Origin of the sequence: Stenotrophomonas sp. 364 (assembly GCF_009832905.1) — a bacterium.
In the GTDB taxonomy this organism is placed as follows: Bacteria; Pseudomonadota; Gammaproteobacteria; order Xanthomonadales; family Xanthomonadaceae; genus Stenotrophomonas; species Stenotrophomonas maltophilia_AP.
In genome coordinates this window covers 1,816,022-1,839,924 of the sequence record NZ_CP047135.1, presented here as the reverse complement: position 1 = coordinate 1,839,924, position 23,903 = coordinate 1,816,022, and the positions used below count along the sequence as shown (strand labels likewise).

Below are 23,903 nucleotides of genomic sequence, written 5' to 3'. Positions count from 1 at the left end.
CCGGCAGCCACATCCCCGTGGCCATGGCCCGCCCCTGCGGCAGAACCGTTATCAGCGCTGTTAGTTTGACTGAACATCCCGGGTGGCTTCGTCTCCCCCCGCTTTTTCAGTAGCCTGAGCCCTCCTCTACATTGGAGGAGGGTTTTTTACAGACCCCTGGCCGGACCAGTACTGCGTCCCGCCCGGATACCCCTGCAAAGCGCGTGCCATTCTTCCGCGCCGAGCCAGTGGCACAACTCCTGCATCAACGTGGTTCTAAAGACCCGGCGGCTACGGCCGCTACATTCGTTGACGGCACGGCCACGCGGCACCCCCGCGGCGGCTCACAGACAGGAGAAACAACGTGGCTGACTTTGGTTATGGTGGCATCGGTTCGGGACTGGATATTTCCGGCATGGTGGCCAGCCTGGTCGCGGCCGACCGCAAGCCGGCGGACAACGCGCTCAACCTGCAGCAGTCCAAGGCCAAGATGCAGCTGTCGGCGGTGGGCACGGTCAAGTCCGCGTTCGACGTGCTGACCACCTCGCTCAAAGCGCTCAAGGCCTCCACCGCGTTCGATGCACGCCTGGTCAGTGCGACCAAGGCCGACACCGTGGAGATCCTGACGGTCAGCAGCACCAACGCCGCGGCAACCGGCAGCCACGAGATCGACGTCACCCAGCTGGCCACGGCCAACAAGTGGATCGCCGACACCTCCGTGCCCAAGACCAAGACCTTCGGCGCCGGAACCCTGACGCTGGACGTCGGCGTGGGCGACAAGAAAAAGACGCTGGAAATCCAGGTCGAGGCCGATGACACCCTGACTTCGATCCGCACCAAGATCGAAAAGGCCGGCCGCAGCCTGGGCGTGCAGTCCACCCTGATCGCCTCGGGCGACAACCAGTTCCTGTCGATCTCGCAGGAGAAGTCCGGCACCGCCAATGCCATCAAGCTCAGCGCCGGCGCCGGCAATGCCGACCTGACCGCCCTGGCGGCCAGCATGTCCGAACGCACCCCGGCGGCCGATGCCAAGCTCACCATCGATGGTGTTGAAGTGGTGGCCAGCGAGAACACCGTCACCGACGTGGTTCCCGGCCTGACCCTGAACCTGAAGGCCAAGGGCAAGAGCACCGTCACCGTCAGCACCGACGTGGCCGCCGCACGCAAGGTCATGCAGGACTTCGTGACCGCCTACAACGGCGCCATCAGCGCGATCAACACCGCCACCAAGTACGACATCGAGAACAAGGAGCCGTCGTCGCTGACCGGCGATGCGCAGATGCGTGGCGCGTCCAGCCAACTGCGCGCCATGATGGGCGGCGTGCTCAAGGACCTGGCCGCGGCCGGCCTGGATCCCAAGACGCTGGGGCTGCAGACCCGGGCCTACCCCAATGCCGATGGCAGCCTGGTGCTGGATGGCACCAAGTTCGAAGCGGCCCTGGTCAACAAGGCCGGTGCCGTGCGCGAAGCCCTGACCGGTGACGACGGCGCGGCCGCCAAGCTGTTCAACATGGTGGACGGCTACACCAGCACCACGGTGGGCAAGGAAGGCGCCTTCGTCTCGCGCACCAAGAGCATCAACGCCACCCTCACCGACATCGACAAGCGCCGCAAGGCCCTGGACGTGCGCATGGCCGGTGTCGAAGAGCGCTACAAGAAGCAGTTCCTGGCCCTGGATACGTTGATGGGCAAGCTCAGCCAGACCACCTCCTCGCTGAGCGCGCAGCTCAGCCAGCTGGCCGGTTGATCCCTACGGCAGCGTGCTCAAGTTAATCGCGCACGCTGCCGATACAGGTACCGACGCAGTAACAACGCAGGCTCCACCCCCGGTGCCGCAGACCTCGCGAGGCACGCGGCCCCGCACGAAGGAGACATGATTGATGTACGGTTCGAACCGTCAATTCACCGAGCAGTACCGGCAGGTCGGCGTGCAGAGCGCGATCACCGACGCCGATCCGCACAAGCTGGTCGCCCTGCTCCTGGCCGGCGCGCTGGAACGCGTCCGCCTGGCCCAGGCCTGCCTGGAAGGCGGCGACCAGGCCCGCAAGGGCAAGGCGATCGGCGAAGTCTGCGCGATCGTGGGCCACCTCAACGGCTCGCTCGACCACGAGGCCGGCGGCGAGATCGCCGGCAACCTGTCGGCGCTGTATGACTATGTGATGCAGCGGCTGACCGAAGCCAACCTGCACAACGACCCCGAAGCCCTGCGTGAATCGCTGGAGCTGCTGGGCGAAATCGACGCCGCCTGGAACGCGATCCCGCGCGACCAGCGCGTGCCTGCCCAGGCCGCGCTGTAATGGCGACCACCCTGCTCACCCTGGCCGACCTCAATGCCGAGCTGGACACGCTGGAAACCGCGCTGCTGGCCGATGACCACGAGCGCGCCAGCGACTGCCTGGATACGCTGCACGTCAACCAGGCGCGGTTCCTGGCCCAGCCCGGCGCCCTCGACGATGTGCCCGGCCTGAGTGCCCTGGAAGGCCGCCAGCAGCGGATCATGGTGATGATGATGAGCCAGCGCGACGAAGCCGGCCGCCACCTGCGCCACGGCGCCAACGCCAACCGGGCGGCGCACGCCTACCTCACTGCGGAGTCGCTGGCATGAACGACGCGCGCCCCGCGGCGATCCATCATCCGGCCGAAAGCGAGCTGTTCGATGAAACGTTGAGCTGCGAGGTGGCGCTGCCGGCCGAGTTCCGCCTGGGCAGTGCGGTGATACGTCCCGGCACGGCCGAAACCCTGCTGCGCAGCGTGGCCCTGGTGGAAGATGCGCGCAGCGACGACGGCCACGACGACCGCGGCGAGTCCAGTGCGCAGATGCAGCGGCTGGAGGCCAAGCTGGACCTGACCATGGTGCTGCTGGGCCGGCTGGTGCGGCAAAGCGCCCAGGACCTGGACCTCCGCCCGCTGCGCTGGTCGCGCCGTGGCATCCGCCTGGAACAGGGTGCGCGCAGCGGCGCGGCCGCCGGCAGCCTGGGCGTGATCCGGCTGCAGCCCTGCGACTGGCTGCCCGACCATATCGACCTGCCGGTCGCCGTGCTGGCCGAAGCGGCCACCGGCGCCGGCGCGCACTTCCTCTGGCTGCGCTTCGAGCCGATGAGCGATGCGCTGGAAATGGCGCTGGAACGCCACTTGTTCCGCCTGCACCGGCGCCAGATTGCCCAGGCGCGCCTGGCCGATCGCCGCCCGTAACCGGGGCTCAAGGGTGCCGGCCGCCGTCCGGCCCGGCACACCGTGACGCGTTCGGCTTGGCGGTAGGCCGCCACTCCGTTAATGTGGCCGTCTTCTTCACATCCCCCCAAGCCTGCCTGTGCGCGTTCTCATCGTCGACGATCACACCCTGGTCCGCGCCGGCCTCAGCCGCCTGCTCCAGGGCTTTGCCAATGTCGAGGTGGTCGCCGATGCCAGCAATGCCGAACAGGCGCTGCAGATGGCCATCCAGCACAGCCCCGATGTCATCCTGATGGACCTGTCGCTGCCGGGCCGTACCGGCCTGGAAGCCCTGAGCGACATCCTGCTGCGCGCGCCCGGCACCCGGGTGGTGATGATGACCATGCACGACGACGCGGTGCACGTCCGCGATGCGCTGGATCGCGGCGCGGTCGGCTTCGTGGTCAAGGACGCGGCCCCGCAGGAGCTGGAACTGGCGCTGCTGGCCGCCCATGCCGGCCAGGTGTTCCTGAGTCCGCAGATCTCGGCCAAGATGCTGGCGCCGATGCTGGGCAAGGAAAAACCGGTCGGGGTGGCGGCGCTGTCGCCCCGCCAGCGCGAGATCCTGCGCCAGATCGGCCGCGGCGAAAGCAACAAGGAAATCGCCGCTGACCTCGGCATCAGCGTCAAGACGGTGGAAACTCACCGCGCGCGCATGATGGAGTCGCTGGGCTGCCGCCGCGCCAATGATCTGCTGCTGCTTGCCGCGCGCCACCAGCACGAACTGGAATGAAGTGCGCCGGTTCTCCGGCAGTCTGAAGCCTTCAGGCGGGGCGGCGACGGGAATTTGAACGGCACCGGGCCACCCCGGCGACCAGATACAAGGGTTCCAGTCGCAAGGGGCGTCAATATTCCGCGCCGGTGTAGGGATTTTCCTTACTCACTGTCAGGAACCTGACGACAGCACTAGGGAACCCCCTGATTACGGTGTCGGGATAACACAAGCAAGATGTGTTCCATAACGCGTCGGGGAGTCGGCGCGATGGGGAACACACATGAAGCCGACGATGTCGACCCAGCTGGGTCAGCAGCTCCACCTCACGCCGCAACTGCTGCAGTCGATCCGGCTGCTGCAGCTGGACGGCATGCAGCTGGAGATGGAGATCCGCCGCGCCCTGGAGACCAATCCGCTGCTGGAGATCGAGGATGCGCCCGACGCGCCCGCCGCCGAGACCAGCGACACCACCACCGTGCAGGAAGTGGCCGCGTTCGACGAGCTGCCCGAAAGCGCGATGTGGGATGTTCCCGGCGCCAGCTGGCAGGACGGCGACGACGACCGCATGCAGCGCATTGCCGCCGACGAGTCCAGCGACCCGCAGCTGCGTGCCCTGCAGCGCCTGAGCCTGGAACTGGACGCACGCGAACTGGCGGTTGCCGGCTTCTGGCTGGAGCACTGCGATGACGCCGGCTACCTGGACGCCCCGCTGGCCCAGCTGCAGCTGCTGGCCAGCGCCCATCACGACGTGGACGCGGCCGGCGTGGAAGCCGTGCGCCAGCAGATCCTGCACGGTGACCCGGCCGGCCTGGCCGCCTGCGACCTGCATGAATGCCTGAGCGTGCAGCTGCGCGCCCTGCCCGGCCGCGTTCCGGCCCGCCACCTGGCCCAGCGCGTACTCGACAACGGGCTGGAAAGCCTCGCCGCGCACGATTACATCGCCCTGGCCCGCCAGCTCGACGCCGAAGTGGCCGACATTCATGAGGCGGTCCGCCTGATCCTGTCGCTGCAGCCGCGCCCGGGCGACAGCCTGCGCCCGGAGGACAACGGCGTGGTCATCCCCGACGTCATCGCCTGGCACGCCGACAACCAGTGGCGCGTGGCGCTGAACCCGGCCACCAGCCGCCGCCTGAGCATCAACCCCAGCTACGAGCATGCGCTGGCCGATGCCGGCGAGGCGGCCCAGCCGCTGCGCGACATGCTGCAGGAAGCACGCTGGCTGACCCGCGGCCTGTCCATGCGCTATGACACCCTGCTGCGCACCACCCGGGTGATCATCGAGCGCCAGGCCGGCTTCCTTACCCGCGGCGAAGAGGCCATGGCGCCGCTGACCCTGAAGGAAGTGGCCGATGCGATCGGCATGCACGAATCGACCGTGTCGCGCATCACCACCGGCAAGTACCTGCAGACCCCGCGCGGCACCCTGGAACTGAAGCACTTCTTCGCGGTGCGGCTGGAAGGCGCCAGCGTCTCCGGCCAGGCCGTCAAGGCCATGGTACGCCGCCTGATCGACGCCGAACCGGCCGGCCGCCCGCTGGCCGACGAAGCCATCGCCGGCCTGCTGTCGCGCCAGGGGGTGAACATCGCCCGCCGTACCGTTGCAAAATACCGCGAACAACTGGACATCGCCCCGGCCCGTGAACGCCGCCGGATCAATGCCAGGACTCCGCAACTGGCCCGGGTGGGCTGAAGGAAATGGAAGACATGAACAAGCTCACCGTCCTGCTGGTCGACGACCACGAGGGCTTCATCAACGCCGCCATGCGCCACTTCCGCAAGGTCGACTGGCTGGACGTGATCGGCAGCGCCGCCAACGGCCTGGAAGCCATCGAACGCTCGGAAACGCTGCGCCCGCAAGTGGTGCTGATGGACCTGGCGATGCCTGAAATGGGTGGCCTGCAGGCCACCCGCCTGATCAAGTCGCAGGACGACGCCCCGTACATCGTCATCGCCAGCCACTTCGACGACGTCGAGCACCGCGATCACGCCCTGCGTGCCGGCGCCGACAACTTCGTCAGCAAGCTGTCCTACATCCAGGAGGTCATGCCGATCCTGGAAGGTCTGAAGGGGAATGGGTCATGAGTGAGTCGCGCATCCTGGTACTGGACAGCGACGCGGTGCGTGCCGAGCGCACCGTCGCCCTGCTCGAATTCATGGACTTCAACCCGCGCTGGGTCGCCGACGCAGCCGACTTCGACATCACCCGCCAGCGCTCCACCGACTGGATGGCCGTGATCATCGGCGGCCTGGAAGCCGGCGCGCGCAGCGATGCGCTGTTCGCCTGGGCCGGCCAGGGCGCACTGCCCCCGCCGGTGATGCTGATCGACGGCGATGCCCCGCGCTTCGCCCAGCAGCATGGCCTGCACGAAGCCAACGTATGGCCGCTGGAAGCGCCGTTGCGCCACGCCCAGATGGAAGCCTTGCTGCGCCGTGCCAGCCTGAAGCGGCTGGACGCCGAGCACCAGGCCGGTGCCGTGCAGGAACAGGGTCCCACCGGCGAAGGTGCGGCGGTCAGCGCACTGCGCCAGATGATCGAGCAGGTGGCCGCGTTCGACACCACCGTGCTGGTGCTGGGCGAATCGGGCACCGGCAAGGAAGTGGTGTCGCGCTCGATCCACCAGCGCTCGCCGCGCCGCGATGGCCCGTTCGTGGCGATCAACTGCGGCGCGATCCCCGCCGAGCTGCTGGAAAGCGAGCTGTTCGGTCACGAAAAGGGCGCCTTCACCGGTGCACTGAGCGCGCGCAAGGGCCGGTTTGAAATGGCCGAGGGCGGCACCCTGCTGCTGGATGAAATCGGCGACATGAGCCTGCCGATGCAGGTCAAGCTGCTGCGCGTGCTGCAGGAGCGCAGCTTCGAGCGCGTGGGCGGCAACCAGACCATCCGCTGCAACGTGCGCGTGATTGCCGCCACCCACCGCGACCTGGAATCGCGCATCGCCGACGGCAAGTTCCGCGAGGATCTGTTCTACCGCCTCAACGTGTTCCCGATCGACGTGCCGGCCCTGCGTGAGCGCAGCGAAGACCTGCCGGCGCTGGTGACCACCATTGCCGCACAGCTGGCACGCACCGGTCGCGGCGAAGTGCGCTTCAGTGCCGAGGCCCTGCAGGCGCTGGCCAGCTACGAGTGGCCCGGCAACGTGCGCGAACTGACCAACCTGGTCGAGCGCCTTGCCGTGCTGCACCCCGGCGGCACCGTGCGCGTGCAGGACCTGCCGGCGCGCTACCGCGGCGATTTCAGCGTCAGCGTCCCGGCACCCGTGGTGGCCCCGGCACCGGTGAGCGACGAGCGCCTGGACCTGCGCAGCTTTTCTTTCCACGTGCCGACGCCCGGCAACGGTACCGCCATGGACAGCGGCCCGACCGCCCGCGTCCCGGCCCTGCCCGACGCCGGCCTGGACCTGCGCAACCACATGGCCAACATCGAGTTGAACCTGATCAACGAAGCCCTGGAACGCACCCAGGGCGTGGTGGCCCACGCCGCCCAGCTGCTTGGCCTGCGCCGCACCACCCTGGTGGAAAAGCTGCGCAAGTACGGTATCGAGCGCGACCAGGAGCAACTGGCCGGCTGATTCGACCGCCTCTGGAATGACGCAGAAGCCCGGGCCTGTCCCGGGCTTTATCGTTGTGGCGGCCCGAACCGGCATCGGCCTGCCTTGAGATTGCACGTTTTCCGACAGACACGCGCCACGCGCTGACCAGCATCGAAGGCACTCCGATACCGCCCCATGGAAGACCGCACGACGGCGGTAGAGCCACCCCATGGACGGCTGCACACCCCCCGCCGGTTTTCCGACGCCGGTGCTCCGGCACGCACGCCGCGTCAAACCGCCGCAGCAACATTCCGTCGCGCAACCGGCCGGCCGCCCCGCACGCCGTCACCCCGTGAACACGCAAACCCTTGTGCCACCAACAAAACTGAACCGATAAACGGTTTCGGCACGCCACTTGCAACGTATTCACTCGAAACCCCATCCCAGCTTCGGAACGTTCCAGATGTCGCACTCCGTCACCTCCGTCCTTTCCCAGATCCGCTCCTTCCAGACCCAGATGGGGCAGTCCGCCGTCAGCCCGCTGACAGAGGCGCCGAAGAACAATGCCATCCAGGGCCTTGTGTCCCCCCAGGAAGTGCAGGGCCCGAGCTTCACCGAAACCCTGCGTGGCGCCATTGCCGGCGTCAACGATGCCCAGCAGAAATCCGGCGCCCTGGCCAAGGCCTTCGAACTGGGTGAACCCGGTGCCGACCTTGCCAAGGTGATGGTCGCCTCGCAGCAGTCCCAGATCGCCTTCCGCGCCACCGTGGAAGTCCGTAACCGTCTCGTCCAGGCTTACCAGGACGTGATGAACATGCCGCTGTAAGGATAGAAACGCATGGCCCTGTCGCTCTCCAAAGAATCGCTGAACACCGAAAAGGCTGGGCAGTGGTTCGACCGGCTGCAAAGCCTGCAGATCACCCGTCGGCTCGGACTGATGGCGATGATCGCCGTGGCCGTGGCGGCAGGTCTGTTCGTGTTCTTCTGGTCGCAGAAGCCGGGCATGGTGCCGCTGTACACCGGCCTGGACCAGAAGGCCACCGCCGAAGCCACCGACCTGCTGCGTGCTGCGCAGATTCCGTTCGAGCTGGATCCGGCCACCGGTGGCATCACCGTGCCGGAAAAGAACCTGCACGACGCCCGCCTGAAGCTGGCCGGCTCGGGCCTGACCGACAGCGGCCGGCTCGGCTTCGAGCTGATGGAACGCGATCCGGGCTTCGGCGTCAGCCAGTTCATGGAAAACGCCCGCTATCAGCACTCGCTGGAAACCGAGCTGTCGCGCACCATCAACACGCTGCGCCCGGTGCGCGATTCGCGCGTGCACCTGGCCATTCCCAAGCCCAGCGCCTTCACCCGCCAGCGTGACGTGGCCAGCGCCTCGGTGGTGCTGGAACTGCGCGGTGGCCAGCAGCTGGAACGCGGCCAGATCGATGCCATCGTGCACATGGTGGCCGCCAGCATTCCCGACCTGACCCCCGAACGCGTCACCGTAGTCGATCAGAGCGGGCGGATGCTCAGCGTGTCCGACCCCAACAGCGATGCGGCGATGAATGCCGCGCAGTTCGAACAGGTGCGCCGCCAGGAAACCTCGTTCAACCAGCGCATCCGCGAACTGCTGGAGCCGATGACCGGCCCGGGCCGGGTCAATCCGGAAACCAGCGTGGACATGGACTTCTCGGTCATCGAGGAAGCCCGTGAGCTGTACAACGGCGAGCCGCAGAAGCTGCGCAGCGAGCAGATGAGCGAGAACAGCAGCAACGTGCCCGGCCCGCAGGGCGTGCCCGGTGCGGCCAGCAACACCCCGCCCGGCCCGACCGCCGCGCCGGCCACCGCCGCCGCGCCGACCGAGACCTCGAAGAACGCCACCCGCAACTACGAGCTGGACCGCACCCTGCAGCACACCCGCCAGCCGGCGGGCCGCATCAAACGCGTGTCGGTGGCGGTGCTGGTGGACAACGTGCCGCGTGCCGGCGCCAACGGCAAGACCACCGAGCAGGCACTGTCGGCGGCCGAACTGACCCGCGTCGAAGCCCTGGTCAAGCAGGCGGTCGGCTTCGATGCCGAACGTGGCGACACCGTATCGGTGATGAATGCCCCGTTCGTGCGTGAAGTCACCCCGGTCGAAGGGCCCAAGTGGTGGGAGCTGCCGCAGGTGCAGGACGCACTGCGTCTGCTGCTCGGCGCGATCGTGGTGCTGGCCCTGGTGTTCGGTGTGCTGCGCCCGGCGCTGCGCTCGATCACCGGCCAGACCAAAAAAGACAGCGATGAGGCACTGGAACCGCACAGTGCCGATGTACAGCTGGTCGACGATGGCGAAGGCCTGCCCGCACTGGGCAGCGAACGCCTGAACGCGGCCGGACATGAAACCCTGGCGCTGCCGGTGGACTCCTACGAGGAACGACTGCGCATGGCGCGTGAAGCTGTAAAGACCGATTCCAAGCGCGTGGCCCAGGTGGTCAAGGGCTGGGTGGCCAATGACTGACGCCACCACTGCGCCGCTGAGCGGCGTACAACGCGCTGCCGTGCTGCTGCTGTCGCTGGGTGAACTGGACGCGGCCGAAGTGCTGCGCCACATGGAGCCCAAGGAGGTGCAGAAGATCGGCATCGCCATGGCCACCATGACCGACATCACCCGTGCCCAGGTCGAAGGGGTGATGGACCAGTTCAGTTCCGAACTGGGCTCCAAGACCTCGCTGGGCGTGGGCTCGGACGACTACATCCGCAACATGCTGGTGCAGGCGCTGGGCAGCGAGAAGGCCGGCAACCTGATCGACCGCATCCTGCTCGGCCGCAACACCACCGGCCTGGACGCGCTGAAGTGGATGGACCCGCGTGCGGTGGCCGACCTGGTCCGCAACGAACACCCGCAGATCATCGCCATCGTGATGGCCCACCTGGAAACCGACCAGGCCGCCGACGCGCTCAAGCTGCTGCCCGAGCGTACCCGGGTGGACGTGCTGCTGCGCATCGCCACCCTGGACGGCATTCCGCCGAACGCGCTGAACGAGCTCAACGAAATCATGGAGCGCCAGTTCGCCGGCAACCAGAACCTGAAGTCGTCCAACATCGGCGGCGTGCAGTGCGCGGCCAACATCCTGAACTTCATGGACAGCGGCCAGGACCAGGCGATCCTGGGCGAGATCGCCCGCATCGACGCCCCGCTGAGCGGGCGCATCCAGGACCTGATGTTCGTGTTCGACGACCTGGTCGACCTGGACGACCGCGAACTGCAGCTGGTGCTGCGCGAAGTCAGCGGCGAGCGTCTGGGCCTGGCCCTGCGCGGCGCCGACATCAAGGTGCGCGACAAGATCACCCGCAACATGTCCCAGCGCGCCGCCGAGATCCTGCTCGAAGACATGGAGGCACGCGGTCCGGTGCGCCTGTCCGACGTGGAAGTGGCGCAGCGCGAGATCCTGGCCATCGTCAAGCGCATGGCAGATGAAGGAACCGTCACCATTGGTGGCAACGCGGAGGCGATGCTGTGAACAACGCCGTGCGCTGGCTTGCCCCGGACCTGCTGGCGGTGCCCGAACCGGCGCCGGCGGAGGAGAGTTTCGAACTCACCGAACCGGATCCGGAGCACGAACCGGAACCGCTGCTGCAGCTGCCCACGCTGGAGGAAATCCAGCAGATCCAGGACGCCGCCGAGAAAGACGGCTTCGACCGCGGCCATGCCGACGGCCAGGCCCAGGGCCAGGCCGAGGTACGCCGTCTGGTCGCACAGATCGAAGGCATTCTGGACAACTTCAGCCGGCCGCTGGTGCGGCTGGAGAATGAAGTGGTGGCCGCGCTGGGCGAGCTGGCGGTGCGCATCGCCGGCACCCTGGTCGGGCGTGCGTACCAGGCCGACCCGGCGCTGCTCGCGCAGCTGGTGGGCGAGGCCGTCGACGCGGTCGGCGGCGCCAACCGCGAGGTCGAAGTGCGCCTGCACCCGGACGACATCGCCGCGCTCACCCCGCTGTTGCAGCTGTCGTCCACCCAGCGCCTTACCCCCGACGTCAGCCTGAGCCGCGGTGACCTGCGCGTGCACGCTGAAGCGGTGCGCATTGACGGCACCCTGGAGGCACGCCTGCGTGGCGCGCTGGATGCGGTGCTGCGCAAATCCGGAGCCAGTGCATGAACACCGAACCCCTGCCCGTCCCGGCCGCCGAGTGGGCCCCCGCGCGCAACCTGCGCCTGGCCGCGCGCCTGGACAGCATCCAGCCCGACGGCAACCACGGCCGTGGCCTGATCCGCGAAGGCGTGCTGCGCCGCGCGGTCGGGCTGACGCTGGAAGCGGTGGGCTGCGAATCGCCGATGGGCGCCAGCTGCAAGGTGGAAGTGGCCGACGGCGGTTGGGTGGATGCCGAAGTGGTCGGCTTTGCCGGCGAGCGCACCTACCTGATGCCCAGCGCCGAACTGCATGGCCTGCTGCCCAACGCGCGAGTGGTGCCGGTGCTGGGCCGCGGCGGCGTGGAAGTGGGCGAAGGCCTGCTCGGCCGGGTCATCGACAGCGATGGCGTGCCGCTGGACGGCAAAGGCCCGATCCGCGCCGAAGGCACCGTGAGCATGGCCGGGGTATCGATCAACCCGCTTGCCCGCGAACCCATCACCCAGCCGCTGGACGTGGGCGTGCGCGCGATCAACGCGCTGCTGCCGATCGGCCGTGGCCAGCGTGTCGGCCTGTTCGCCGGCTCGGGCGTGGGCAAATCCACCCTGCTCGGCATGATGACCCGCTACACCGCGGCCGACGTGATCGTGGTGGGCCTGATCGGTGAACGCGGCCGCGAAGTGCGCGACTTCGTTGAAAGCACCCTGGGCGAAGAAGGCCTGCGCCGCGCGGTGGTGGTGGCCAGCCCGGCCGACCGCCCACCGCTGGCCCGCCTGCACGGCGCCTACCGCGCGACCGCCATTGCCGAGTGGTTCCGCGACCAGGGCCTGAACGTACTGCTGCTGATGGACTCGCTGACCCGCTTCGCGCAGGCCCAGCGTGAGATCGGCCTGTCGGTGGGCGAGCCGCCCACCACCCGCGGCTACCCGCCGTCGGTGTTCGCCAAGCTGCCGGCGCTGGTGGAACGCGCCGGCAACGGCGCCAAGGGCCGGGGGTCGATCACCGCCTTCTACACCGTGCTCACCGAAGGCGACGATCCGCAGGATCCGATCGCCGACGCGGCCCGCGCGATTCTCGACGGCCACATCCTGCTGTCGCGCCGGGTGGCCGACAGCGGCCTGTACCCGGCCATCGACGTCGAATCGTCGGTCAGCCGCGTGGTCACTGAAATTGCCGACGAACCGTGGCGCCTGCGCATCCGCAAGCTCAAGCGGCTGGTCTCGGCGTACTCGTCCAACCGCGACCTGATCGCCATCGGCGCCTACCAGCGCGGCAACGATCCGGCCACCGACGAAGCGCTGGAGCGCTGGTCGGACATCGCCGAATTCCTCGGCCAGGACGTCGGCAAGGCCGCCGACCTGCCGCACAGCCAGGCCGCACTCAAGCGCCTGGTGGAACCTGAGAGCTAAGCCATGATCCAGTCCAAGCGTTTCGATCCCCTGCTCAAGCGAGCCCAGGACCACGAAGACGAGGTCGCCCGTGACCTGGCCGAACGCCAGCGCACGCTCGACACCCACCTGTCGCGCCTGGACGAGCTGCGCCGTTACGCCGACGAGTACGCCAACGCGCAGATGGCGGCCACCAGCCCGGCCCAGCTGCTCAACCGGCGCGCGTTCCTGGACCGCCTGGACAGTGCCGTGGCACAGCAGCGCCAGACCGTGGACCACAACCGCGAAAAGGTCGAGGCCGAGCGCGCGCGCCTGATTCTGGCCAGCCGCGACAAGGCGGTGCTGGAACAGCTGGCCGCCAGCTACCGCGCGCAGGAGAAGGTGGTCACCGACCGCCGCGACCAGCGCGAGATGGACGACCTGGGCGCGCGTCGCAGCCGCCAGGCGCAGCGCGAAGACACCGACACCGGAGGCACGCCGTGATGCCCCCCGCACTCCAGGGCACCGCGTCCACCGGCGCTGCCAAGGCCACCGGTACATCCCCGCGCAGCGACGGGTCGGCCGGCGATACCCGCCGGGACTTTGACGCCCTGCTCAACGGCGATGCCGCCAGCACCGCCAAGGCGCCCACGCGCCCCGCCGGCAAGACCGGCAACGCGGGCACTGCCGACGGGTCAGCCAAATCCGGCACCGAGCCGAACACCGCCGCCACTGCCGATGCGCCCAAGCGTCCGGGCAGCGACGCCGCCACCGAAGCGACGGGCGACGCAGTAACCACCGAAGGCACCGCCGCCGCGAAACCGACCGCACAGGACAATGCGGACGACACCGAGCCCGCGCCGTGGCCGCCGCTCGGCCTGGCCGGGCTCGCCCTGGCCGGCACCCCGCCGCAGCTGCCGCCCGTACTGCAACCGGCCGCCGCTGCGGCGACCGGTGCCGACCCGCTGCTGGCTACCGCTGCCCCGCTGCCCACCCCGGCGCTGCCGTTGGCGGTCGCTGCGGCGGGGGCCGCTACCGCCAGCGAACCGGCCGCCGCGTTGGTGCTGCCCGCCGATGCCACGGTGGCCGACGACCCGGCGCTGCTCAAGACCGTGACCGACGCCCTGGCCGGCGCTGACAATGGTGATGCCCCGGGCACCCCGCTGCTGCACGCGCTGCACGCCACTGCCGAGCTGAAAACCAGTGCGGTCACGGGGGCATTCACCGGCAGCCCGACCGCCACCCCGGACGTGGGCGCCGATGACTTCGGCGATGCCATGAGCGCCCGCATCGGCTGGTTGGCCGACCAGAAGATCGGCCATGCGGTCATCCGGGTGACCCCGCATGACCTGGGCCAGATCGAAGTGCGCCTGCAGATTGACGGCGACAAGGTGCACGCCAGCTTCAACAGCGCCCATGCCGAGGTCCGCCACGCGCTGGAAACCAGCCTGCCCCGTCTGCGCGAGATGCTCGGCGAGCAGGGCTTCCAGCTCGGCAACGCCGATGTGGGCCAGCAACACACCGCGCAGGGCGGCCAGGACGGCAATGGGCAGGGCGGCGCGACCGGCGGCGACGGCGAACCGACGCTGGCCGACATCACCGTCTCGCCTGCGCAGCTGATGCGCCAGCGCGGGTTGGTTGACGCGTACGCGTAGGCGCATGCGCGCTTACGCTCCGACGCATTGCTGCGCAACGCGTGGGCCCCGTCTTATTCGCGGCCGCCCCCTGACTCAGGGGCTTTCCTCCTCGCCAAGCACCGCCCGCACCCGGTAGTGCCGGCCGCTGGCCGGCTCCTCAGGAAATCACGGGTATACGTGGAGCCGACCAACGGTCGGCTCTACCGGGGGAATCACGGTTATGCGTGAAGCCGACCAACGGTCGGCTCTACCTCGGCATCGCGGGCGCCAGAAACCCGACACCGGCGCGCCCCGGCATTCAGGCACGGCCTTTGCATGTAGGCAGGAAGCAATCCAATGGAGCTTCCCCTCGTGGCCGCAGCCGCCGACAAAACCAAGAAATCCGCCGACAAGGACAAGGCCGCCAAGCCGCGTAGTCCGTTGTTGATCACCGCCCTGGTGGCCGTGCTCGCCGCCGGCGCCGCCGGTGGCGGTGCGTGGTACTTCGCCTCGTCCCAGTCACACGATCCCAAGGCCGCCAAGCCGGCCGCCAGCAAGGCCATGCCCGCACCGGCGCAGTACTTCGGGCTGGAGCCGCCGTTCGTGGTCAACCTCAACAGCAGCTTCGACGGCCCACGCTACCTGCAGGTGGAAGTGCAGCTGATGACCCGCGACCCGGCCGCGCTGGAGGCGATCAAGCTGCACGCCCCGGCCATCCGCGCCAAGTTGCTGATGTTGTTCTCGCAGGTCGAGCCGACCCAGATCGCCGACCGCGCCGGCAAGGAACGCCTGCAGGCCGACTCGCTGGCCGAAGTGCAGAAGCTGCTCAAGGCCGAAACCGGCTCCAAGGGCGCCGACGAACTGCTGTTCACCAGCTTCGTCACCCAGTAAGGGCACACCATGAATGACCTGCTTTCCCAGGACGAGATCGATGCGCTGTTGCATGGCGTGGATTCGGGTGCGGTCGAAACCGATGTGGACGCGGCTACCCCCGGCGAAGCGCGCAGTTACGACTTTGCCAGCCAGGACCGCATCATCCGTGGGCGCATGCCGACCCTGGAGATGGTCAACGAACGCTTTGCGCGCCTGTGGCGGATCGGCCTGTTCAACCTGATCCGCCGCTCGGCCGAGCTGTCGGTGCGCGGCATCGAGCTGATCAAGTTCAACGACTACATGCACTCGCTGTACGTGCCTACCAACCTCAACCTGATCCGCTTCAAGCCGCTGCGCGGCACCGGGCTGATCGTGTTCGAGCCGACGCTGGTGTTCGCGATCGTGGACAACTTCTTCGGCGGTGACGGGCGCTACCCCACCCGCATCGAAGGCCGCGAGTTCACCGCCACCGAGATGCGCGTGATCCACCTGCTGCTCAAGCAGACCTTCGCCGACCTCCAGGAAGCCTGGGCGCCGGTGATGGACGTGGAACTGGAATACATCAATTCCGAGATCAACCCGCACTTCGCCAACATCGTGACGCCGCGCGAGTACGTGGTGGTCTGCCGCCTGCATGTCGAGCTCGATGGCGGTGGCGGTGACATCCACGTCACCCTGCCCTACTCGATGCTGGAGCCGATCCGCGAACTGCTCGATGCCGGCATCCAGAGCGACCGCAACGACCGCGATGCCAGCTGGGGCGTGATGTTGCGCGAACAGCTCAACATCGCCGAAGTCACCCTGTCCAGCGTGCTCGCCAGCAAGCGCATGACGCTGCGCGAACTGACCGGGCTGAAGGTCGGCGACATCCTGCCGATCGACCTGCAGCCGCAGGTGCCGGTGTGCGTGGAGAACATTCCGGTGTTCACCGGCGAGTTCGGCGTCGCCAATGGCAGCAACGCGGTGAAGATCATCGCCACCCATCCCCCGGGCACCCGCCCACGCGTTCCCGTTATCCAGGAAGACCCGCAATGAACGATATCGAAACCAACGAACCGGCACCGGCACAGTTCACCACACTGCAGTCCGATGAAAGCCTGGGGCCCGAACTGAACCTGGATGTCATCCTCGACGTGCCGGTGACGCTGTCGCTGGAAGTGGGCCGCGCGCGCCTGCCGATCCGCAACCTGCTGCAGCTCAACCAGGGCTCGGTGGTGGAACTGGAACGCGGCGCCGGTGAATCGCTGGACGTGTTCGTCAACGGCACCCTGATCGCCCATGGCGAGGTGGTGGTCATCAACGATCGTTTCGGCGTGCGACTGACCGACGTGGTCAGCCCCAGCGAACGGATCCGGAGACTGCGTTGATCGCATCGCTGCTCATCGCCGCCGGCACCCCGGCGGCCAAGGTCGGCCAGCACGCGGCCGCCGCACCGAGCATGTTCGGTGCGGTGCTGGCGCTGCTGGCGGTGCTGGCGTTGATCGTCGGCCTGGGCTGGCTGCTCAAGCGCATGCCCGGCAGCGGCTTCCGCCCGGCCGAAGGCATGCGCGTAGTGGCCAGCCTCAACGTGGGCGCCAAGGAACGCGTGGTGGTGGTGGAGGTCAACGGTGAGCAGCTGCTGCTGGGCGTCACCGCCGGCGGCATCAACACCCTGCACCACCTGCCCGAACCGCTGCCGACGCCGGTGCCGGCGCGCCTGCCGGACCTGAAGAACCTGCCGAATCTCAAGAACCTCCCGAATTTCGCCCAGCTGCTGCAACAGCGGCTGCGCAAGGAACCCTGATCATGCGTGGCCCGAACGCCTCCTGGACCCGTTACCTGCCGTTGCTGCTGCTCCTGCTGTTGTGTGCGCTGCCGGCGCTGGCGATGGCCGCCCCCGGCCTGCCGGGCACCCCGGCGCTGCCGGACGTGAATGTCGGCAAGATCGGCGGCCAGCCGGTCAGCCTGCCGCTGCAGACCCTGCTGCTGATGACCGCGATCACCCTGATCCCGTCGATGCTGCTGGTGCTGACCGCCTTCACCCGCATCATCATCGTGCTGGGGCTGCTGCGCCAGGCGCTGGGCACCGGCCAGACCCCGTCCAACCAGGTGCTGCTGGGCCTGGCCCTGTTCCTCACCGCGATGGTGATGCTGCCGGTGTGGCAGAAGGCCTGGGGCAGCGGCATGGCGCCATACCTCAATGGCGAGATCGACTTCCAGACCGCCTGGACGCTCACCACCCAGCCGCTGCGCGCCTTCATGCTGGCGCAGATCCGCGAAACCGACCTGATGACCTTCGCCGGTATGGCCGGGCACGGCACCTATTCCGGTCCGGACGCGATTCCGTTCCCGGTGCTGGTGGCCTCGTTCGTCACCAGCGAGCTGAAGACCGCCTTCGAAATCGGCTTCCTGATCTTCATCCCGTTCGTGATCATCGACCTGGTCGTGGCCAGCGTGCTGATGTCGATGGGCATGATGATGCTGTCGCCGATGCTGGTCTCGGCCCCGTTCAAGATCCTGCTGTTCGTGCTGGTCGACGGCTGGGTGCTGGTGGTCGGCACCCTGGCCGCCAGCTTCAACGCGGTGCAGTGACATGACGCCCGAACTTGCGTTGACCGAACTGCGTGGCGGCCTGATCGTGGTGCTGTGGGTGGCCGGCCCGCTGCTGCTCACCGTGCTGATCGTCGGCGTGGTGGTGGGCGTGGTACAGGCCGCCACCCAGCTCAACGAGCCCACCATCGCCTTCGTGGCCAAGGCCGCCGCGCTCACCGCGGTACTGTTCGCGCTGGGCAGCCTGCTGATCGGCCAGCTGGTGGAGTACACCACGCTGTTGTTCCAGCGCATCCCGCACCTGATCGGGTAGCAGGCCATGGATTCCGCCACCCAGATGGCTGCCGACGGCCTGCAGGCCTTCGGCATGATCGGCACCATCCTGTGGACCATGCTGCGCATCGGCGCCATGCTCATGGCGATGCCGTTGATCGGTACCCGCGCGGTGCCGTCGCGGGTGCGCGTGGTGCTGGCCGGCGCCTTGGCCGTGGCGCTGTCGCCGCTGCTGCCGCCGGTGCCGGAATGGACCGGCTTCGATGCGGCCACCGTACTGAGCATCGCCCGCGAACTGGCGATCGGCGTGTCGATCGGCTTCCTGCTGCGGCTGGTGTTCGAAGCCGGCGCCATGGCCGGCGAGCTGGTCGCCCAGGGCACCGGCCTGGCCTTCGCACAGATGAGCGATCCGCTGCGTGGCGGCAGCTCCGGCGTGATCGGCCAGTGGTTCTACCTGCTGTTCGGCCTGCTGTTCTTCAGCACCAACGGCCACCTGGCCTTGATCTCGCTGTTGATGGACAGCTACAAGGCGGTGCCGATCGGCACGTCGCTGCCCGATATCGATGCCTTCCTCAGTGCCGCACCGACGTTTGCCCTGCAGGTGTTCCGCGGGGCGCTCAGCCTGGCGTTGCCGCTGACGGTGGCGATGCTGGCGATCAACCTGGCGTTCGGCGTGCTGGCCCGCGCCGCGCCGGCGTTGAACCCGATCCAGCTGGGCCTGCCGGTGGCGCTGCTGCTGGGCCTGTTCCTGCTGACCGTCCTGGCCGGCGAGATGGGCCCCCCGGTGCAACGCCTGTTCGATGCCGCCTTCCAGGCCGCCGACGGCGTGACCCACTGATTCACCCCGCCCTCACGAAAAAGTGCGCGCGGACACTTGCCCTCCCCCCCATCGTTGGCGGTAGGCTGTAGTCACCGCCCGCATTCCGGGGCCGGGAGCCGCACACGCCGGGGAAAGGCACGTGCGGCCTGCATGCCCAACGCCATTGCAGATGTGCTGACCAAGGAGAGTCATCGATGCTCGACGGCAGCTACACACCGTGGTTGGTCGTGGTTTCGCTGCTGGTCGCCATGCTCGCGTCGTTCACCGCGCTGGACATGGCCAATCGGATCACCACCGCGCCCAGCGCGCGGTTGAGCACGTTATGGCTGTTCGGCGGTGGCTGCGCGATGGGGCTGGGCATCTGGTCGATGCACTTCATCGGCATGCTCGCCTTCCGCCTGCCCATTCCACTGGGCTACGACCTGGGCTGCACCGCGGTGTCGCTGCTGGCCGCGATGGCCTCCTCGATCTTCGCGCTGTGGCTGGTGTCACGCCCCACCCTGCCGCACTCGCGGCTGGCGCTGGGCGCCCTGCTGATGGGCAGCGGCATCGCCTCGATGCACTACCTGGGCATGGCGGCGATGCGCATGCAGCCCGGCATCGACTACCACCCCGGCTGGGTCACCGCGTCGCTGCTGATCGCGCTGGCGGCCTCGTGGACCGCGCTGTTCGTTGCCTTCCGGCTGCGCCACAGCCAGCGCCGCATGCGCCACCGGCTGATGCCGGCCGTGCTGCTGGGCAGCGCCATTGTCGGCATGCACTACACCGGCATGGCCGCCGCGCGGTTCCCGGCCGGCAGCATCTGCGGCGCCGCCGCCGGCGATGGCCTGCAGGCGCAGTGGCTGGCCGCGCTGGTGCTGGTACTCACCACCGCGATCCTGGCCGTGGTGCTGATCGTGTCCTGGCTGGACCAGCGCATGCAGGCGCACCTGCTGCGCCTGCGCAATGAAACCCTGCGCAGTTCGCTGGACGATGCCCAGGCCGAGCTCACCCAGGCCGCCCTGCATGACCCGCTGACCCGCCTGCCGAACCGCCTGCTGCTGCAGCAGCGGATCGAGCAGGCCCTGGCCGAGGCCGAGCAGCGCGGCAGCCGCTTCGCGGTGATGTTCATGGACCTGGACGGGTTCAAGCAGGTCAACGACGCCTACGGCCATCAGACCGGCGACGCGCTGCTGGTGGCGGTGGCCGAGCGCACCCGCCAGCTGCTGCGCCCGACCGATGTACTGGCCCGCCTGGGCGGCGACGAATTCGTGCTGGTGGTGCGGATCGACAACGACGAGGACATCGCCACGCTGGCCAGCCGCATCCTGCAGGCGGTGGGCGGCGGCCCGCTGCTGCCCGACCACGAACTGCAGGTCACCGCCAGCATCGGCATCGCGATCTGCCCGGATCACGCCGCCAGCGAACGCCAGCTGATGGGCTTTGCCGACGCGGCGATGTACCAGGCCAAGGAGGCCGGCCGCAACGCCTACGCGGTGTTCTCCGACTGGATGAACGACAGCGCCGAGCAGCAGTTCCAGCTGCTGGCCGACCTGCGCCGGGCGATCGGCACCGACCAGCTGTTCCTGCACTATCAGCCCAAGATCCGGGTGGCCGGCCAAGGGGTCAGTGGGGCCGAGGCCCTGATCCGCTGGCGCCACCCGCAGCAGGGCCTGATTCCACCGGACCGCTTCATCCGGCTGGCCGAGCGCAGCGGCGTCATCAACGAAATCGGGCGCTGGGCACTGGGCGAGGCGTGTCGCCAGCTGCGCCAGTGGCAGGACGCCGGCCACGAAAGCTGGACGGTGTCGGTGAACCTGTCGCCGATCCAGTTCAGTTCGCCGCACCTGCTGCAGGAGGTGCGCGACGCGCTGCGGACCCATCGGCTGGAACCGCGGCGGCTGGTGCTGGAGATCACCGAAAGCACGGTCATGCGCGACACCGAGGCCAGCCTCACCCTGCTGCAGGGCATGGCCAGCCTGGGCGTGGGCATTTCCATCGACGACTTCGGCACCGGCTATTCCAGCCTGCTGTATCTCAAGCGGCTGCCCGCCACCGAGATCAAGATCGACCACGCCTTCGTGCGCGACCTGGAGACCAGCTCGGAAGACGTGGTGATTGTCTCGGCGATTGTCGCGCTGGGCCACGCGCTGGACATGGACATCGTGGCCGAAGGCGTGGAGACCACCGGCCAGCGTGCGTACCTGGAGCGGCTGGGCTGCGACTACCTGCAGGGCTACCTGCTGGGCCGCCCGGTGGACCCGGAGCGTTTCATGCAGCTGCACGACCACCCGCGCCCGCGGGTGGAGATGGCCGCCGGATGGAAGGCGCAGGCACGACCGGGCGCGGCGACGGGCTAGCGGCACGCGCTGGAAATTGGCGGCTGCGCGCAATACCCTGCCCATACCATGGGATTAGCAGGCAGCAGGATGTCAGGGAAGAATGTGTTTGAAGGTCCGCGCTGGCAGCGCGATCTTGTTCGTTTTCTTCCCTTGAAGAGCCAGTTCGTGCTCTCCGGGAACATCCGCGACCTGCAGGCAGCCGAGGTGGCGCCGGGCACGGTAACCGCGCAGAGCTTCAACCAGACCCTGTGCAACACCCTGCTCGACCAAGGCTACGCGCAGGTGCTGGGCTGGGACCCGTTGGCCGGTTTCCGCGCCTTGGAACGCCCCGGCATCGATCCCGCCAGCGGCATCGCCCTGCTGCAATCGCTGGGACTCACCCCGGTGGACGGCGCCGCGCCCGCCGGTATCGATCTGCTCAGCGCCACGCTCCAACGGCTGGTGGTCCGTCCGGGCGAGCCGGTGGCCGTGATCATCGATTTCGCCTCGCGCTTGGCGGTGCGCAGCGACGCCCTCAGCGCCGCCGAACACCAGCTGTTCACCCAGGCCCTGGTGCTCTCCCACCAGGCACGCAGCCGACCGGGCGGCGTGCAGCGCAAGCCGTTCTTCAATACGGTGCTCTGGGTGGTGGAGAAGGAAGGTGACCTGCCCGACTGGCTGCTGGTCGGCAACCCGCGCATCCGCCACATTCCGGTGGCCAAGCCGGACCAGCTCACCCGGCGCGCACTGGCCCCGGCCCTGCTCAAGGGACTGGCCGGTGCCCCGGACGCCAGCGCCGAGGCCACCGCGCAGGCGGTGGATGCCTTCGTGCAGAGCACCGAGGGGCTGCTATTGCTGGACCTCAGTGCCATCGCGCAGCTGGCCCGGGTCGAAGGGGTGGCGGTGGACCAGATCAGCGACGCCGTGCGCCGCTACAAGGTCGGGGTCACCGAAGACCCCTGGCTGCGCATTGACCGGCAGCGCATCCGCATGGGCGATGCGTTCGTCCACGAGCGGGTCAAGGGCCAGCACCATGCGGTGACCCACATGCTGGACATCGTCAAGCGCGCCATGACCGGCGTGGGTGCAAGCCGCAAGGGCAACCGGCCGCGCGGCGTGGCGTTCCTCGCAGGCCCCACCGGCGTGGGCAAGACCGAGCTGGCCAAGACCGTCACCAGCCTGCTGTTCGGCGACGAAAGCGCCTACATCCGGTTCGACATGTCCGAGTTCAGCGCCGAGCATGCCGACCAGCGGCTGATCGGCGCCCCGCCCGGCTACGTGGGCTACGACGTGGGCGGCGAACTGACCAACGCCATCCGCGAGAAGCCGTTCAGCGTCGTCTTGTTCGACGAGATCGAGAAGGCCCATCCGCGCATCCTCGACAAGTTCCTGCAGATCCTCGACGACGGCGTGCTCACCTCCGGGCGTGGCGACCGCGTGTACTTCTCCGAAGCGCTGATCGTGTTCACCTCGAATCTGGGCATCTACCGTCAGGGCGAGCATGGCGAGCGCGTGGCCAACGTGTTGCCCGGCGAGCCCTTCGAGCAGGTACAGAGCAAGGTGCACGACGAAATCGACCGGCACTTCAAGCTGGTCCTGAACCGGCCGGAGATCCTCAACCGGATCGGCGAGAACATCATCGTGTTCGATTTCATCCGCGAGGAGGTCGCCGTGCAGATCTTCGACCAGATGGTCGACGCAACCCTGGCCGACCTGCAGGCCCAGCACCTGCGCGTGACCCTGGCCGCGCCGGCCCGCGAGGCGTTGCGGTCGCTCTGCCTGAAGGACCTGTCCAACGGCGGGCGCGGCATCCGCAACCAGCTCGAGGCGCACCTGCTCAACCCGCTGGCGCGTGCCCTGTTCGACCAGGACGCGCAGCCCGGCCAGCAGTTCACCATCGTTGCGGTGGATGCCAACGTACTCCACCTGGCGCGCGGGTGAACCGTCCCCTGCAGCTGTCGCGCGTGCATTTCCCGGTGACCACGCTGGGGCCGGGGCAGCGCCTGGGTATCTGGTTCCAGGGCTGCAGCATCCGCTGCAGCGGCTGCATTTCAGCCGATACCTGGGGGCCGGGGCGCACGGTCGCCGACGTGACCACGCTGCTCGAGCAGGTGGCGCCGTGGCTGGACCAGGCCGACGGCATCACGATTTCCGGCGGCGAGCCGTTCGACCAGTTCGACGCCCTGCTGCAGATGCTGGGGGGACTGCGCCAACGCACCGCCGCGGACATCCTGGTGTACAGCGGCCACCCGTTGGAAAAGCTGCAGCCCATGCTGGACCAGGCGCGCGACCTGATCGATGCGTTGATCAGCGACCCCTACCTCGAACAGGCGGACCAGTCGCTGGCGCTGCGGGGTAGCGACAACCAGCGCCTCACCCTGCTCACCGCGCTGGGTCGGTCGCGTCTGGCCAGCCTGGAGCGGGCCAGCACGCCGGCCGACAAGGCACTTGACCTGATGTTCGATGCCACCGGCACCGTCTGGATGGCCGGCATCCCCCGCCGCGGCGACCTGCTGCGCCTGCGCGAGCTGCTGCGCGCGCAGGGCCACCAGGTACAGACCAGCGCACACACTTCATCGCGTCGTCCAGTCGAGTAAGTCC

General features: G+C 68.3%; 25 protein-coding genes. All 25 read left to right on the top strand.

The features are described from left to right. Window positions 1-343 precede the first annotated feature (343 nt). On the top strand, window positions 344-1,726 hold the full coding sequence (fliD, locus tag GQ674_RS08495; protein WP_159496696.1) for a flagellar filament capping protein FliD: 1,383 nt from the start codon (window positions 344-346) through the stop codon (window positions 1,724-1,726). Between the two features lie 133 nt (window positions 1,727-1,859). Further along, window positions 1,860-2,276, top strand: coding sequence for a flagellar export chaperone FliS (gene fliS, locus GQ674_RS08490; protein ID WP_038688455.1), 417 nt, complete (start codon window positions 1,860-1,862; stop codon window positions 2,274-2,276). After that, the gene (locus GQ674_RS08485) at window positions 2,276-2,584 is read left to right on the top strand and encodes a hypothetical protein (protein WP_159496695.1); all 309 of its coding nucleotides are present in this window, start codon (window positions 2,276-2,278) and stop codon (window positions 2,582-2,584) included. The genes fliS and GQ674_RS08485 overlap by 1 nt, the downstream gene beginning before the upstream one ends. Beyond that, window positions 2,581-3,171 (top strand): PilZ domain-containing protein, encoded by a 591-nt coding sequence (locus GQ674_RS08480; RefSeq protein WP_137189423.1) that lies wholly within the window; start codon window positions 2,581-2,583, stop codon window positions 3,169-3,171. Before GQ674_RS08485 ends, GQ674_RS08480 begins: the two co-directional genes overlap by 4 nt. A 118-nt stretch (window positions 3,172-3,289) precedes the next feature. Further along, complete coding sequence (locus tag GQ674_RS08475; protein WP_038688461.1) at window positions 3,290-3,922, top strand: response regulator transcription factor; 633 nt, start codon at window positions 3,290-3,292, stop codon at window positions 3,920-3,922. 262 nt (window positions 3,923-4,184) lie between these two features. Continuing rightward, window positions 4,185-5,594: an RNA polymerase factor sigma-54 gene (gene rpoN / locus GQ674_RS08470; protein ID WP_159496694.1), complete on the top strand. Its 1,410-nt coding sequence runs from the start codon at window positions 4,185-4,187 to the stop codon at window positions 5,592-5,594. Window positions 5,595-5,608: 14 nt separating this feature from the next. Then, window positions 5,609-5,986, top strand: coding sequence for a response regulator transcription factor (locus GQ674_RS08465; RefSeq protein ID WP_159496693.1), 378 nt, complete (start codon window positions 5,609-5,611; stop codon window positions 5,984-5,986). Then, on the top strand, window positions 5,983-7,473 hold the full coding sequence (locus GQ674_RS08460; RefSeq protein ID WP_159496692.1) for a sigma-54 dependent transcriptional regulator: 1,491 nt from the start codon (window positions 5,983-5,985) through the stop codon (window positions 7,471-7,473). Before GQ674_RS08465 ends, GQ674_RS08460 begins: the two co-directional genes overlap by 4 nt. A 424-nt stretch (window positions 7,474-7,897) precedes the next feature. Then, window positions 7,898-8,260, top strand: a complete 363-nt coding sequence (gene fliE / locus GQ674_RS08455; RefSeq protein WP_038688468.1) for a flagellar hook-basal body complex protein FliE — start codon at window positions 7,898-7,900, stop codon at window positions 8,258-8,260. A gap of 12 nt (window positions 8,261-8,272) precedes the next feature. Then, window positions 8,273-9,916 (top strand): flagellar basal-body MS-ring/collar protein FliF, encoded by a 1,644-nt coding sequence (fliF, locus tag GQ674_RS08450; protein WP_159496691.1) that lies wholly within the window; start codon window positions 8,273-8,275, stop codon window positions 9,914-9,916. A 16-nt stretch (window positions 9,917-9,932) separates the two neighbouring features. Then, window positions 9,933-10,919 (top strand): flagellar motor switch protein FliG, encoded by a 987-nt coding sequence (fliG, locus tag GQ674_RS08445; RefSeq protein WP_038692227.1) that lies wholly within the window; start codon window positions 9,933-9,935, stop codon window positions 10,917-10,919. Further along, the gene (locus GQ674_RS08440; protein WP_159496690.1) at window positions 10,916-11,554 is read left to right on the top strand and encodes a FliH/SctL family protein; all 639 of its coding nucleotides are present in this window, start codon (window positions 10,916-10,918) and stop codon (window positions 11,552-11,554) included. Before fliG ends, GQ674_RS08440 begins: the two co-directional genes overlap by 4 nt. Then, a complete protein-coding gene (locus tag GQ674_RS08435; protein ID WP_038688474.1) occupies window positions 11,551-12,933 on the top strand; it encodes a FliI/YscN family ATPase in 1,383 nt (460 codons plus the stop codon). The genes GQ674_RS08440 and GQ674_RS08435 overlap by 4 nt, the downstream gene beginning before the upstream one ends. 3 nt (window positions 12,934-12,936) lie before the next feature. Continuing rightward, window positions 12,937-13,395: a flagellar export protein FliJ gene (fliJ, locus tag GQ674_RS08430; RefSeq protein WP_038688476.1), complete on the top strand. Its 459-nt coding sequence runs from the start codon at window positions 12,937-12,939 to the stop codon at window positions 13,393-13,395. After that, the gene (locus tag GQ674_RS08425) at window positions 13,395-14,546 is read left to right on the top strand and encodes a flagellar hook-length control protein FliK (protein ID WP_159496689.1); all 1,152 of its coding nucleotides are present in this window, start codon (window positions 13,395-13,397) and stop codon (window positions 14,544-14,546) included. Before fliJ ends, GQ674_RS08425 begins: the two co-directional genes overlap by 1 nt. 318 nt (window positions 14,547-14,864) lie before the next feature. Beyond that, the gene (locus tag GQ674_RS08420; RefSeq protein ID WP_181406296.1) at window positions 14,865-15,398 is read left to right on the top strand and encodes a flagellar basal body-associated FliL family protein; all 534 of its coding nucleotides are present in this window, start codon (window positions 14,865-14,867) and stop codon (window positions 15,396-15,398) included. A gap of 9 nt (window positions 15,399-15,407) precedes the next feature. After that, a complete protein-coding gene (gene fliM, locus GQ674_RS08415; protein ID WP_038688480.1) occupies window positions 15,408-16,415 on the top strand; it encodes a flagellar motor switch protein FliM in 1,008 nt (335 codons plus the stop codon). After that, the gene (gene fliN / locus GQ674_RS08410; RefSeq protein ID WP_128097107.1) at window positions 16,412-16,747 is read left to right on the top strand and encodes a flagellar motor switch protein FliN; all 336 of its coding nucleotides are present in this window, start codon (window positions 16,412-16,414) and stop codon (window positions 16,745-16,747) included. The genes fliM and fliN overlap by 4 nt, the downstream gene beginning before the upstream one ends. Beyond that, entirely contained in the window at window positions 16,744-17,163 is a 420-nt protein-coding gene (gene fliO, locus GQ674_RS08405; protein WP_201290232.1) for a flagellar biosynthetic protein FliO, read from the top strand. The genes fliN and fliO overlap by 4 nt, the downstream gene beginning before the upstream one ends. Window positions 17,164-17,165: 2 nt before the next feature. Next, window positions 17,166-17,951 carry a flagellar type III secretion system pore protein FliP gene (gene fliP, locus GQ674_RS08400; protein ID WP_038688484.1) on the top strand — a complete coding sequence of 262 codons (786 nt, stop codon included), beginning with the start codon at window positions 17,166-17,168 and terminating at the stop codon, window positions 17,949-17,951. Window position 17,952: 1 nt separating this feature from the next. Then, on the top strand, window positions 17,953-18,222 hold the full coding sequence (locus GQ674_RS08395) for a flagellar biosynthetic protein FliQ (protein WP_038688486.1): 270 nt from the start codon (window positions 17,953-17,955) through the stop codon (window positions 18,220-18,222). 6 nt (window positions 18,223-18,228) lie between these two features. Next, on the top strand, window positions 18,229-19,020 hold the full coding sequence (fliR, locus tag GQ674_RS08390; protein WP_159496688.1) for a flagellar biosynthetic protein FliR: 792 nt from the start codon (window positions 18,229-18,231) through the stop codon (window positions 19,018-19,020). A 176-nt stretch (window positions 19,021-19,196) separates the two neighbouring features. Continuing rightward, window positions 19,197-21,341 carry a bifunctional diguanylate cyclase/phosphodiesterase gene (locus tag GQ674_RS08385; protein WP_159496687.1) on the top strand — a complete coding sequence of 715 codons (2,145 nt, stop codon included), beginning with the start codon at window positions 19,197-19,199 and terminating at the stop codon, window positions 21,339-21,341. Between the two features lie 69 nt (window positions 21,342-21,410). Beyond that, window positions 21,411-23,243 (top strand): AAA family ATPase, encoded by a 1,833-nt coding sequence (locus tag GQ674_RS08380; protein WP_159496686.1) that lies wholly within the window; start codon window positions 21,411-21,413, stop codon window positions 23,241-23,243. Further along, window positions 23,240-23,899, top strand: coding sequence for a 4Fe-4S single cluster domain-containing protein (locus GQ674_RS08375; RefSeq protein ID WP_159496685.1), 660 nt, complete (start codon window positions 23,240-23,242; stop codon window positions 23,897-23,899). The genes GQ674_RS08380 and GQ674_RS08375 overlap by 4 nt, the downstream gene beginning before the upstream one ends. Window positions 23,900-23,903: the final 4 nt, after the last annotated feature.

Excerpts from the sequence above, each read along its gene's own strand:
- fliE (WP_038688468.1), top strand. The coding sequence starts at position 7,898 with ATGTCGCACTCCGTCACCTCCGTCCTTTCCCAGATCCGCTCCTTCCAG.
- fliS (WP_038688455.1), top strand. The coding sequence starts at position 1,860 with ATGTACGGTTCGAACCGTCAATTCACCGAGCAGTACCGGCAGGTCGGC.
- GQ674_RS08420 (WP_181406296.1), top strand. The coding sequence starts at position 14,865 with ATGGAGCTTCCCCTCGTGGCCGCAGCCGCCGACAAAACCAAGAAATCC.
- fliR (WP_159496688.1), top strand. The coding sequence starts at position 18,229 with ATGGATTCCGCCACCCAGATGGCTGCCGACGGCCTGCAGGCCTTCGGC.
- GQ674_RS08395 (WP_038688486.1), top strand. The coding sequence starts at position 17,953 with ATGACGCCCGAACTTGCGTTGACCGAACTGCGTGGCGGCCTGATCGTG.
- GQ674_RS08425 (WP_159496689.1), top strand. The coding sequence starts at position 13,395 with ATGCCCCCCGCACTCCAGGGCACCGCGTCCACCGGCGCTGCCAAGGCC.
- GQ674_RS08485 (WP_159496695.1), top strand. The coding sequence starts at position 2,276 with ATGGCGACCACCCTGCTCACCCTGGCCGACCTCAATGCCGAGCTGGAC.
- GQ674_RS08480 (WP_137189423.1), top strand. The coding sequence starts at position 2,581 with ATGAACGACGCGCGCCCCGCGGCGATCCATCATCCGGCCGAAAGCGAG.
- fliJ (WP_038688476.1), top strand. The coding sequence starts at position 12,937 with ATGATCCAGTCCAAGCGTTTCGATCCCCTGCTCAAGCGAGCCCAGGAC.
- GQ674_RS08465 (WP_159496693.1), top strand. The coding sequence starts at position 5,609 with ATGAACAAGCTCACCGTCCTGCTGGTCGACGACCACGAGGGCTTCATC.
- fliM (WP_038688480.1), top strand. The coding sequence starts at position 15,408 with ATGAATGACCTGCTTTCCCAGGACGAGATCGATGCGCTGTTGCATGGC.
- fliN (WP_128097107.1), top strand. The coding sequence starts at position 16,412 with ATGAACGATATCGAAACCAACGAACCGGCACCGGCACAGTTCACCACA.
- fliP (WP_038688484.1), top strand. The coding sequence starts at position 17,166 with ATGCGTGGCCCGAACGCCTCCTGGACCCGTTACCTGCCGTTGCTGCTG.
- GQ674_RS08460 (WP_159496692.1), top strand. The coding sequence starts at position 5,983 with ATGAGTGAGTCGCGCATCCTGGTACTGGACAGCGACGCGGTGCGTGCC.
- fliF (WP_159496691.1), top strand. The coding sequence starts at position 8,273 with ATGGCCCTGTCGCTCTCCAAAGAATCGCTGAACACCGAAAAGGCTGGG.
- GQ674_RS08385 (WP_159496687.1), top strand. The coding sequence starts at position 19,197 with ATGCTCGACGGCAGCTACACACCGTGGTTGGTCGTGGTTTCGCTGCTG.
- GQ674_RS08380 (WP_159496686.1), top strand. The coding sequence starts at position 21,411 with ATGTCAGGGAAGAATGTGTTTGAAGGTCCGCGCTGGCAGCGCGATCTT.
- rpoN (WP_159496694.1), top strand. The coding sequence starts at position 4,185 with ATGAAGCCGACGATGTCGACCCAGCTGGGTCAGCAGCTCCACCTCACG.
- GQ674_RS08435 (WP_038688474.1), top strand. The coding sequence starts at position 11,551 with ATGAACACCGAACCCCTGCCCGTCCCGGCCGCCGAGTGGGCCCCCGCG.